Origin of the sequence: Sulfuricurvum sp. RIFOXYD12_FULL_44_77 (assembly GCF_001830725.1) — a bacterium.
GTDB lineage: Bacteria > Campylobacterota > Campylobacteria > Campylobacterales > Sulfurimonadaceae > Sulfuricurvum > Sulfuricurvum kujiense_A.
On record NZ_MIBU01000022.1, the window covers coordinates 1 to 11,460 of the forward strand.

Here is an 11,460-nt window from a genome sequence, read left to right on the forward strand (position 1 = left end):
CCTTTGCGTACGCGTGAACCTTCTGAAACATTAACACTGGTAACGAATCCCATATTGCGGCTGGTAATCATTTTTTGGTTATCGCTGATAACACTTCCTGATAGGGTAAGGCCTGCGGCACTAAGGGCTGAGGCAAGGGCGAGAGAGGTGATCCAAAATTTCATTATTTGACTCCGTTACTAAGTTTTTCGAGGGCGAAGATACGCTCGTTACGTTGATTTTTAACCATTTGAAGGTTAAGAACTTTTTCAATCTGTTGGGATTGTTTAATAATGACATCGCTCATAGAGGCGAGGTGTTCGTGGTAACGACCTTCGTAATTTTTATAGATTTGGCTTGAAAGTTCGAGCTCTTTTTCCAAGCTTTTGACTTGGGAGTTGAGGCTTTCGATTTCGGTTCGGATTTTATCGTATTGAAGGGCGATCCCTTTTTTGGCCAACTCTACTTGGGTCGTTGTTTTGATCTTCTCGATGCGGGCTTTTTCGAGAGAGTTTTTATCGACTCCGCCGTTAAAGAGGTTCCAGCTGAGTTTCGCACCGATGGTATAGGCTTTATGGTCATTGAAATCACCTAAAAACGTATCATCGGCACTGCTGGCTTCGGCGAATGCACCGATTTGAGGGAGAAAAGGGGCATAAGCAACATCGACCATTCTTTCACGAATCTCTAACCCTTGGGCGGCTTTTTTGAGATCGGTATTGTTTGCCAGGACATCCTCTTCACTGATGGTTGAGGTTGGGTAGTCGTTTGAGGGGAGTTCGATCTCCGTTACGGGAGTATTGAGGAGAAAACTGAGATAGTGATAGAGAAGCTTTTTATTCGCTTCCATCTCGGTGAGGCTCCGCTCGACATTTGATTTACGCGCTTCCACTTCGAGGAGATCGACTTTTTTGGCGTATCCCTCTTGAATCATCATCTGCGTCGTTCGCTCTAAGGTCGAGATATTTTTATGGATGGTTTTCATATGGTCGATGGAGTTTTGGAGGAGTGCCATATCGTAATAGCTCTTACGGGTTTCGTATATTTTTTCCGTTTTGACATGCGATTCATCGAGCTTTTTGATCTCTTCCATCTTCTCGGCAATATCACCGTACGCGCTCAGTTTGCCGCCGACAAAGAGGGGAACCATATAGGTGAGTTTACTTTGGTAGTAGTTTTGGTAGCCGGGGTAGTTGAGATTTTTTGGCTGAGTCGCTAATAGTTGTTGGGTATTTCCCGGTAGTCCGCTCATTTGTCCCAAGAACTGATCGAAGCCGAAATCATTAAAATCTGCTTCTCGTGAACTGAGTTTAAAGCCGAAGACGTTTCCGGCATCATTGGAACGTATGACATTCTGAGTCAAATCAAGTGAGCCGAAGTTATACCCTTTTGCGATGGAAGTATCGCTCGAAGCGCTTTGTACGTCGAGGGCGGCCGTTTTGATTTCAAGGTTATTATTTTCTAAAATTTCCAGTGCCGCAGGGAGCGATAAACCCGCCCCGAGGAGGTGACATGAACCGATGAGGAGCGATGTGCTGAAAATACGCGAAAGGTTTGTCATAAACAGGTTTCCTTGTGATGTATTTGTGATTATAATCAATCGTATAAGGTTTATTATACACATCAACGAGTTTAATAGAGCTAAAAACCCTCAAAACAAAGCGGACTTAATTCTAAAAATCATACCATAAGTTACATCGGGTTTGAATTTCGTGCTACTTTCGGGTAAAATTCGCCCACTACAAGATCAGAAAAAGGTTTTTCATGGCAACAATCGGTATGGGTGATATCAAAAAAGGTGTACGTTTGGAGATTACGGGGGTACCGTACAAAGTCGTCGAGTTCCAACACGTTAAACCGGGCAAAGGGGCGGCATTTGTCCGTTGTAAAGTAAAGAGCTTTTTGAATGGTAAAGTGATCGAAAAAACGATCCATGCGGGGGATAAATTCGAAGTACCGAATCTTGTCCATACCACGATGCAATTTTTGTATGATGATGGCGAAATGCTTCAGTTTATGGATAACGAAAGCTATGAGCAGCTTGGTCTGACGTATGATCAATGTGAAGATGCGATGAAATGGATCAAAGACGGCACCAGCGTCCAAATGATCTTCCACAACGGTAACGCAATCAGTGTTGAAGCGCCTGAAATTATGGAACTCAAAATCGTTGAAACTCCGCCGAACTTCAAAGGGGATACCTCAAGCGGTTCTAAAAAACCGGCTACATTGGAAACGGGTGCAGTAGTACAAGTTCCTTACCACGTTCTTGAGGGTGATATTATCAAAGTTAACACCGTTGAGGGTGAATATATGGAGAAGGTGAAGTAATTCACCCTCCTTGCGGATTTGTCCGCAAACCGCTTTTTTCTTTCCTTCTATCAGTTAATCTAACCTTTATTTCTTTTTTTTATTTTCAAGGTGTACAATAGTACGATAAAATCAGCGGCTTAAGCTTGAGTTAATAGAGTCCAAGGAGTTATAGTATGCTACGTGTTTTAGTACCTATCGCAGAGGGGTTTGAAGAGATCGAAGCGATCAGTATTATCGATGTTCTTCGTCGTGCGGGGATCGAAGTTATCATGGGGTCATTGAATGAGAATCTACTTGTAAAAGGGGCTAACGGTATTACGGTTCATGCGGACTGTCCGATCAAAGGGATCTGTGCGGATGAGCTTGATATGATCGTTCTTCCGGGAGGATGGGGCGGTACCAAAGCCTTGGCTGATGATACAGGAGTACAAAATCTTCTCAAAGAGATGAACTCAAAGGGTAAAAATATCGGAGCGATTTGTGCCGCACCGTATGCTCTTTACACCGCCGGAGTTCTTAGGGAGGGGTACACTTGCTATCCGAGTGTTGAAGATGAAATCAATGTCGCCGGATATCTCGGGGATGCGGATGCTGTTGTCCAAACCGGCAATATTATGACATCTCGCGGTCCTGGGACGGCGATTTGCTTTGGTTTGGCGATTGTGAAAAAACTGCTCGGCGATGAAACGTCTGAAAAGCTTCGCGGCGGATTGTTGGCCGATTATTGTGCTTCGATTTAGTCTTATCCTCTCTCTTTGCGTGAGCATAGGGTGGGGAGAGATACGACTCTCTCCCTCAGAACATTATACACAAGAGCAAGCCCAAGAGTATTGCCGCTCTTTTGGTAGTTCTTGGCGTCAGATGTCGATACATGAACTTTTCGCTCTCCCTTCAAATATTCCGTTTGTAGAGGGTTTCAGTTATTGGTCATACAACCGCGGCCCCTCAGACAATACGGAAATCGGAACCGGAAGCGAGGGGGATGGCGGTATTATCGCAATGGTGGGGTACAGTTTTTTCCCTAAAGAGCGTAATATTACCCTCTCTCCGCCGACGAAAAAAATTGCGGCGGCATGTACCGATATCCCTGAAATAAAGCCATCTCGCAACTACCGCCTGCGCGTGGAAGGGACAGAAGATAACAGTTCAGGGCTCCTTTGGCACTCGTTGGATGCAACCGATAAACGTGCCAAATTTACGTTCGATCAAGCACACGAAAAGTGTGAAAGCCTGACACTTCACGGGCGCGCTTGGAGAGTACCGAGACTGGAAGAACTCTACGGGATTGTCGATTATGAGCATTTTCGTCCCAGTGTCGATATGCGCTATTTCGGAGCAATGATGCACCGTTATTACTGGAGCAGTGAGAGTCTCAGTTCAGCGGAGGGATATGTGGTCGGTTTCAAACTCGGTTCTGTAGCGACAGTTAATAAAGGAGAAACGGCATATCTCCGCTGTGTCTCTGAATAACTTAGCTTTTCGTATTGAGAAAAATTCCTGAGGAATTATGACGTATTGCGGTCGAGGTCGGTAGCTCTTCGACGGGGAAACGGCGTAGCATCTCTTTAGTTTTTGTATCGATTACTGCAACATAAAAGACATTGGATTCACTATCGACATTAAAGCGTAATGTCGTGTTGAGCTGGCTGAGGGAATGGTTGAGATCATCAACAATCTTGGTGATATCTTGAGCGGGAGAGGGTTGTTCTTTTACGGTTTTCGTTTGTGATAATACCGGATTTATTTCTGCTGTTAATTGTTTATCAAATAACGATCCTAAACCATAAAACTTGATTGAATCCATTCTGTTCTTACCTATGAAATATAATTATTAGAAATATTATAGTAATATTTTGTTAGAAAATGATGCCACATTGTTAGAATAGTTTTCTTTATAATTGAGACTTAGGAATGGGTCACGTTAATTTATTTTATATGTTATGAAAGAACAGATGCGCATAATTGTAATTTTTATCTTCCTAAGCGCACTTATCAGAGCTGAAAACTATGTTGACGTCACCGCTTCACATACTCCTCTTCATGAAAACTATCTCTATCTCGAAGCTACAAACGGGGAATTGAATCTGGATAGTGTTCTGATGGAAGATACCCAAAAAATGTTTCGTCCATTAAATGGCCGTTCCGCAGGATTTGGACTGACAAAGTCCGATTTTTGGATTAAACTTTCCCTTGAAAACCCGCAAAAATACCCGATTAAACGGTTGTTGAAATTTAATTATCCCCTATTGGACAGTGTCACTTTCTATCGAATCACTTCGGATGGAACCTACAGTAGAAAAATCAGCGGAGATTCGGTCGCCCTCACATTGCATGAGAAAAAAGATGAAAACATTATTTTTCACCTTACAATGGAGGCTCAAACCAAAGAGACGCTCTATTTCCATATTCGCTCTATGAGTTCAATGGACCTAGAGCTTTATCTCATGAGTTTTGAGCAGTATTATGCTTCAGAGATGCAGAAAATAGCCATTTTAGGGATTTTTTACGGTGGAGCGGCCATAATGATCCTGTACAACTTTTTCCTCTTCCTCTCTATCCGCGAACGGAGTTATTTTTACTACGTCGTTTTTCAAATTGCCAATCTACTAGCCCTTTTGGCTCTGAGCGGAGTTGCATTTCGGTATATTTGGCCCGATCATCCTGCACTCAACAATACAATTATCCCGTTTTTGATCGTTTTGGCTCACGTTTTGGCTCTAATGTTTACCCGTACTTTTTTGGATACAAAAGCACTATTGCCGAAGCAGGACAAAGCGCTTCAAATAATTTTGGCCTTTTCACTAATTATCCTTATATTTACTACGCTACTCGATTATTATCATGGACTTATCTTATCGGTCATTGTCCTCTTTATTGCAACATCGAGCATGGTAACGGTGGGATTGATCGCTTATTATCGCTATAACGTCAGAGCGTCAAAATTTTATCTGATCGCATGGATATTATTGTTTATCGGCACGATGTTGACAGGGATGAAAAATATCGGGTTACTGCCGATCAATTTTTTTACAACATGGGGGACGCATATCGGAGTCTTTTTTGAGCTTCTCCTCCTTTCGTTCGGTTTGGCCGATCGCATCAACGTCATCCGTATTCAGAAAGAGCGGTTTCAGGAAGAGGCGGCAGAGAAAGCAAAAATTTTGACCAAGGTATTGCGACAATCAAAAGAGGAGCTTGCTCGAGAGGTAAAAGAGAGGACAGAAGAGCTGTTTTTGGCTAATCAGGAGTTACACAAAAGCGTATCGATAAAAGAGGCACTCCTCAAAGAGGTACATCATCGGGTAAAGAACAATTTGCAGGTGATTATTTCAATGATGTGGCTTCAGCGAAGACGAACCCAAAATGAAGCCGTTCATACGTTGATTGATGACAGTACCGCACGATTGCAAAGTATGGCGGTGATCCATGAGATGCTCTATCAAAATAATGACATTACGCTGGTCAATTTAGAAGAGTACCTCCGCTCACTCGTTGATCTTTGCAGGCGTAATACGTTGAGCGAATCGGTTCGAATTGATGCGTCGTTTCAACCGCTTGAGATTAATATGGACAGCGCTGTTACGATAGGATTAATCTGCAATGAAGTATTAAGCAATGTATTTAAACATGCCTATAGAGGCACCGATACCGGAAACAAACTCTTCATTCGGTGTGAGCAGCGCGGTAATCGTGTCTCTCTTCGTATCAAAGACAACGGCATCGGTTTTGAAGGGTTCACGCAGAACAAAAAATGTATCGGTATTATGTTGGTACATTCATTGGCGGATAAATTGCCGGATGCGCAGATCGTTTATAAAAAATACAAGGGTACCTATTTTAGATTGGAGTTTTTGAATGAATCCGATATTTCTGATCGTTGAGGATGAACCGATTACCTCCCGTTTTATACGTGAAATTATCGAAGATATGGGGTATGAAGTTGCCGGCAGTGCAAAAAGTGCGCTGGAAGCACGAAAATTCTTAGCTGGGCACCTTATAGATATCATTATTATGGATATTAATATACAAGGTTCGGAAGACGGAATTCAACTCTCTCGGAGTTTGGCGGATGATAATGTAGCTATCGTTTATATCAGTGCTTACAGCGACCCTCAGACGTTACAGGAAGCGGCCGTGACAATTCCGTACGGTTTTCTTGTAAAACCTTTTAGGGAAGCGGATTTGATGGCCGTATTGCATATCGTTGTTTCGAGAGTAAAAAAAGAGCATTTGGAAGGGAAAAAACAGGCTAAAAATAAATTTCCGGAGTGCTGGCTGGATATAGAACACAATCGGTTGCATTGGTACACTCAAATTATCGAATTAAGCAAGAATGAGACAGCAGCACTTCATCTCTTTTTGACTAAACCTGATTTGCCGATTACGATGGAAGAGCTGCGTCAAGCGGTGTGGGGGGATAAGAGTATCGGTGATTCCACCATACGGGAATTGATCAATCGGATACGGAACAAAGTGGGCACCTTAAGTATCGAAAATATATACGGGACGGGGTATATTCTGAAAAGGTGATACGTATATTTAGCGATTGAGAATTTTTTGTGCCGTTCTTTGAATCGCTTCTGCAAAATCGAGAAAAACTTTTTCATCTATTTTGAGATGAGGGAGGTTTTCGTTTTCCATCCATTGTGCCTGTATCATGTATTCATATTCATTGGTTGCAGCGTTGAGCTGTTCGTAAAAATCCAAAATCCAGTTGGGTTGGGCATTGTGCGATAGATCAATGGAGATAAAATCGTTTTCACGGTCAGTATCGGTATCCAGATTGGTAATGACCATCGTTTCACCCCCTTATCGAATCTATATTTGTAGAAAAATGTGTTTTATAATTATATTGAATTTCTCTCTAACATTTTCGTTTCCGTTTCTAACATTTTGAATGTGTTTAGTTGAATATATAGGTAAAATAACGCCCATGAAAATACTTGTCGATGCCGATGCATTCCCTAATGCACTCAAAGAAATTCTCCTTCGTGCCGTCTTAAAGCGTCATATCACTACCATTTTTATAGCCAATAAACGAATCGCTACTCCCGATGTCGCTTATGTATCAATGGAAGTTGTGGCACAAGGCCCCGATGAAGCCGATCACCGTATCACCGAGTTGTGTGAAGCGTGTGATATTGTCATAACGGCGGATATTCCTCTGGCGGATCGAATCGTGACAAAAGGGGCTGTAGGGCTTGATCCGCGCGGAACGATTTATGATGAAAACAACATCAAACATCTCCTCGCGATGCGTAATCTTATGGAAGAACTACGTAATAACGGTGAGATCACGGGTGGCCCGAGTGCTATCGGGGAAAAGACGGTAAGGGCGTTTGCGGACGGACTGAATCGGTTGCTCTCTAAACGGGTATAAAACTTAAGAGCGATTTTTCCAATAAAACGGTTTTTGATTTTGGTGCATGAGTGCAATGATGATAATTTCATTATTAACGTTTTGGTAGACGACACCGAAAGGGAAGCGATTCGTTAGACATCGCCGTGTTTTAGCCGTCATAGGTTGCCAAGCGTGGGGAAAATCGATAATGCGGTGGATGGTAGCGTAAACCTCTTTGGCAAATTCCAAACCTAGATGGTTTTGGCACTCTTCATAATAATCAATGGCGTGGTTAAACTCGATTTCCGCGTCGGGATGAAATCGAAAATTCATTGCTCAAAACGGGCTTTTATTTTTCGAAAAACGTCGTTTCCGTCGATGAGGTTCACAGACCCTTTTTCGATGGATGCGACGCGGGAATCGATCTCTTGTTTCCACAACGCTTCTACATCGTGATGTGGTGGATTAAGGCTATTTAACAATTTCTCAATAAGTTTTGTTTTGAGATCGATAGGCATTGAATCCACTTCGGCTAATAGCTGATGGGTATTAAGCGCGATCATGTTGAACCTCATTGTGCGTGATAGTGTGATTATAGCATTTCCAATTGTTAAATCAGATATTAATTCCGCATAGACTATAATCTTTTTACTTTTTTTCAAGGCATTTTTTTATGAGCACAGTTCCCCCGTTTACCCATCTTCATCTCCATACTGAATACTCTTTACTTGATGGTGCAAACAAAATATCCGCGTTAGCCTCTCGGGTTAAAGAACTGGGGATGACCTCGGTCGCGATGAGCGATCACGGGAATATGTTCGGGGCGATCGATTTTTATCAGCAGATGCGCGGAGCGGGGCTTAAACCGATCATCGGGATGGAAGCGTACATCCATAACGGCGAAGATTTAGGGGATAAAACGATCAAACAACGTTTTCACGTTTGTTTGTTTGCCAAAAACGAAGCGGGTTATAAAAACCTCATGTACCTCTCTTCCCAAGCCTATATCAACGGCTTTTACTACTTTCCCCGTATCAACAAACAGCTCCTTCGCGAGAACTGTGAGGGGATCATTTGTACTTCGGCGTGTTTGCAAGGGGAGGTGAATTGGCATCTCAATACCAACAGCGAGCGTAACGTCAAAAACGGGGCGTTAGGATACGATGAGGCGAAACGGATTGCGTTGGAGTATAAAGAGATTTTCGGGGATGATTTTTACATGGAGATCATGCGCCACGGGATTGCCGATCAGCTTTTTATCGACGAGCAGGTAATTCGTATTTCCCAAGAGACGAAGATCAAACTCATCGCTACCAACGACACCCACTACACCTATGCGGGTGATGCTCAGTATCACGAAGCGTTTATGTGTATCGGGATGAATAAACTTTACGATGACCCCAAGCGAATGCGCCACTCCGTCCATGAGTTTTATATCAAATCTCCCGAGCAGATGGCACGATTGTTTGCCGATATCCCCGAAGCGCTCTATAACACCCAAGAGATTGTCGATAAGTGCCAGTTGGAACTGAAACTCGGAAACCCGACACCGCCGAATTTTAAATTTACGACCGAATACGCTCTCGAAGAGGGGCTGAATATCGAAGAGGATTCGGAGTACTTTATCCACCGTTGCCGAATCGGTTTGGAATTACGCCTCGAACATGTCCCAGCTGAACGTCATACCGAATATCGTGAGCGGCTAGAGTTCGAGATGCAGGTGATCAACCAGATGAAATTTCCCGGCTATATGCTTATCGTTTGGGATTTCGTCCGTGAAGCAAAACGGATGGGGATCGCCGTAGGACCTGGGCGTGGATCGGCGGCGGGAAGCCTTGTCGCCTATAGTCTTGAGATCACCGACATTGATCCGATGAAATACGACCTCCTTTTTGAGCGTTTTCTCAATCCGGAACGGGTATCGATGCCCGATATCGATATGGACTTTATGCAAGCACGTCGCGGTGAGATCATCGACTACGTCGTACGCAAATACGGGCGGGAGCAGGTGGCTCAGATCATTACCTTCGGTTCGCTTCTCGCCAAAGGGGTTATCCGCGACGTTGCGCGTGTTTTGGAGATGCCTCTCTCCCAAGCCGATATGATGGCGAAACTGATCCCCGATGAGCTGGGAATCACCCTCAACGGCAAAACCAAAGGGGGAGAGTTCAAACCCGGAGCGTTCCAAAAAGAGCCGAAGATTGCTGAACTGATCGATAGCGATCCTCAGATAGCTAGGGTATGGGAATTTAGTAAAAAATTAGAGGGTCTTAAACGCAACGCGGGGATGCACGCGGCGGGAGTCGTTATCTCGAATGAACCTCTTTGGAAGAAAACCCCGATCTACAAACCCTCGGGGGAGGAGACGTTTGTTACCCAGTACTCCCTCAACTATCTCGAAGACATCGACCTGATCAAATTCGACTTCTTGGGACTCAAAACCCTCGACGTTATCGACAACGCGATCAAACTGATCAAAAAACGGTACGACGTCGAGGTGAACTGGCATAAAATCGATGAGAACGATCCGAAAGTGTACGAGATTATCCAAAGCGGTGACACGATCGGGATGTTCCAAATCGAGAGTTCGGGGATGCAGGATTTGAACAAACGGCTCAAACCCAGCGTATTCGAGGACTTGATTGCGGTACTCGCCCTCTATCGTCCGGGACCGATGGAATCGGGGATGTTGGATGACTTTATCGAGCGTAAACACGGTCGTCAGGCGATCACGTACGTATTCGCCGCACTGGAGCCGATCCTAAAACCGACCTACGGGGTCATCGTTTACCAAGAGCAGGTTATGCAGATCGTCCAAACCATCGGGGGGATGAGTCTCGGCGGTGCAGACATCGTTCGTCGTGCGATGGGGAAAAAGAAACTCGAAGAGATGCAAAAATACAATCGTGAGTTTAGTGAAGGGGCGCAAAAACAGGGGCTAGACTACCAAAAAGCCTCCGAACTCTTCGACTTGATCGAAAAATTTGCCGGATACGGGTTCAATAAATCCCACTCGGCGGCGTACGCGATGGTCACCTTTCAGACGGCGTGGCTCAAGACGTATTACCCGCAAGAGTTTATGGCGGCACTCCTTACCTCGGAAAAAGACAACACCGACAAAGTCGTCAAATACATCGACGAAGCCAAACGGATGAAAATCTTCCTCGGCGCTCCCGACATCAACCACTCACAGCTCGAATTCTCCGCGATTACCAAAGACGATCAGGATCAAATTCTCTTCGGTCTCGGGGCAATCAAAGGGGTCGGAGAAGCGGCGGTCGAGTCGATCCTAGAAGCGCGGAGCGAGGGGGAGTTCAAAGATATCCAAGACTTCATCAACCGTATCGAACCTCAAAAAGTGAACAAAAAAGTGATCGAGTGCATCATCAAAGCGGGGGGGCTGGATCATTTCGGATACTCCCGTCGTGCGTTGATTGAGCAGGTCGAAACCCTCGTGGAAACGGCTAAAAAAGGATCATCCCTTAAAAAAGATGCGCAATTTAGCCTTTTCGGGGATGATGAAGAGGTAACCGCCGTTGAACTCAACCTCAAAAACATGGAGGAGTACGACCTCAAAGCACTTTTAGATTTTGAAAAAGATACTCTCGGCTTCTACGTCTCCGGTCACCCCCTCGATAACTTCCGCGATCAGATCGACGCGATCAACTATACCCTATCATCGGAAGTGGAAAACATCGAGGACGGTTCCACTGCCATCTTTATCGGTAAAGTCGAATCGATCACGAAAAAGATGTCGAAAAAAGGGTCTATGTTCGGGCTTGTCAGTCTGATGGACTTCCACGGTAATATCGAAGTGATGCTCTTTA

General features: G+C 44.3%; 12 protein-coding genes and 1 pseudogene. 7 read left to right on the top strand and 6 right to left on the bottom strand.

The features are described 5' to 3' along the window. Nucleotides 1–164, bottom strand: a pseudogene (locus A2517_RS00995) (efflux RND transporter periplasmic adaptor subunit); the annotation flags it as partial. After that, nucleotides 164–1,540 carry a TolC family protein gene (locus A2517_RS01000; RefSeq protein ID WP_294893502.1) on the bottom strand — a complete coding sequence of 459 codons (1,377 nt, stop codon included), beginning with the start codon at nucleotides 1,538–1,540 and terminating at the stop codon, nucleotides 164–166. The pseudogene A2517_RS00995 and the gene A2517_RS01000, both read right to left, overlap by 1 nt. A gap of 203 nt (nucleotides 1,541–1,743) precedes the next feature. Between A2517_RS01000 and efp the strand changes: the two genes are divergently transcribed. From efp to A2517_RS01015, 3 genes are all read left to right on the top strand, one after another. Beyond that, the gene (gene efp / locus A2517_RS01005; RefSeq protein ID WP_294893503.1) at nucleotides 1,744–2,310 is read left to right on the top strand and encodes an elongation factor P; all 567 of its coding nucleotides are present in this window, start codon (nucleotides 1,744–1,746) and stop codon (nucleotides 2,308–2,310) included. A 155-nt stretch (nucleotides 2,311–2,465) separates the two neighbouring features. Further along, nucleotides 2,466–3,032: a DJ-1 family glyoxalase III gene (locus tag A2517_RS01010; protein ID WP_294893504.1), complete on the top strand. Its 567-nt coding sequence runs from the start codon at nucleotides 2,466–2,468 to the stop codon at nucleotides 3,030–3,032. Further along, the gene (locus A2517_RS01015) at nucleotides 2,974–3,762 is read left to right on the top strand and encodes a DUF1566 domain-containing protein (RefSeq protein ID WP_294893505.1); all 789 of its coding nucleotides are present in this window, start codon (nucleotides 2,974–2,976) and stop codon (nucleotides 3,760–3,762) included. The genes A2517_RS01010 and A2517_RS01015 overlap by 59 nt, the downstream gene beginning before the upstream one ends. Nucleotide 3,763: 1 nt before the next feature. On the opposite strand, the gene A2517_RS01020 is transcribed toward A2517_RS01015, so the two are convergent. Beyond that, nucleotides 3,764–4,096, bottom strand: coding sequence for a flagellar protein FlaG (locus A2517_RS01020; RefSeq protein ID WP_294893506.1), 333 nt, complete (start codon nucleotides 4,094–4,096; stop codon nucleotides 3,764–3,766). Nucleotides 4,097–4,244: 148 nt separating this feature from the next. On the opposite strand from A2517_RS01020, the gene A2517_RS01025 reads away from it, so the two are divergent. Together A2517_RS01025 and A2517_RS01030 are read left to right on the top strand one after the other, a co-directional pair. After that, nucleotides 4,245–6,173, top strand: a complete 1,929-nt coding sequence (locus tag A2517_RS01025; protein ID WP_294893507.1) for a 7TM diverse intracellular signaling domain-containing protein — start codon at nucleotides 4,245–4,247, stop codon at nucleotides 6,171–6,173. Next, nucleotides 6,148–6,822: a response regulator gene (locus A2517_RS01030; protein ID WP_294893508.1), complete on the top strand. Its 675-nt coding sequence runs from the start codon at nucleotides 6,148–6,150 to the stop codon at nucleotides 6,820–6,822. The genes A2517_RS01025 and A2517_RS01030 overlap by 26 nt, the downstream gene beginning before the upstream one ends. Nucleotides 6,823–6,831: 9 nt before the next feature. Here the strand turns inward: A2517_RS01030 and A2517_RS01035 are convergent, their stop codons facing one another. Then, nucleotides 6,832–7,089, bottom strand: coding sequence for a hypothetical protein (locus A2517_RS01035; protein WP_294893509.1), 258 nt, complete (start codon nucleotides 7,087–7,089; stop codon nucleotides 6,832–6,834). 136 nt (nucleotides 7,090–7,225) lie between these two features. Here A2517_RS01035 and A2517_RS01040 point away from each other — a divergent pair, with 136 nt between their 5' ends. Then, the gene (locus tag A2517_RS01040; protein WP_294893510.1) at nucleotides 7,226–7,672 is read left to right on the top strand and encodes a YaiI/YqxD family protein; all 447 of its coding nucleotides are present in this window, start codon (nucleotides 7,226–7,228) and stop codon (nucleotides 7,670–7,672) included. A gap of 3 nt (nucleotides 7,673–7,675) precedes the next feature. Here the strand turns inward: A2517_RS01040 and A2517_RS01045 are convergent, their stop codons facing one another. After that, nucleotides 7,676–7,966, bottom strand: coding sequence for a type II toxin-antitoxin system RelE/ParE family toxin (locus A2517_RS01045; RefSeq protein WP_294893511.1), 291 nt, complete (start codon nucleotides 7,964–7,966; stop codon nucleotides 7,676–7,678). Next, nucleotides 7,963–8,196: an addiction module protein gene (locus A2517_RS01050; protein ID WP_294893512.1), complete on the bottom strand. Its 234-nt coding sequence runs from the start codon at nucleotides 8,194–8,196 to the stop codon at nucleotides 7,963–7,965. Before A2517_RS01050 ends, A2517_RS01045 begins: the two co-directional genes overlap by 4 nt. A 110-nt stretch (nucleotides 8,197–8,306) precedes the next feature. Between A2517_RS01050 and dnaE the strand changes: the two genes are divergently transcribed. Next, a partial coding sequence (dnaE, locus tag A2517_RS01055) for a DNA polymerase III subunit alpha (protein ID WP_294893513.1) occupies nucleotides 8,307–11,460 on the top strand: 3,154 nt, incomplete at its 3' end.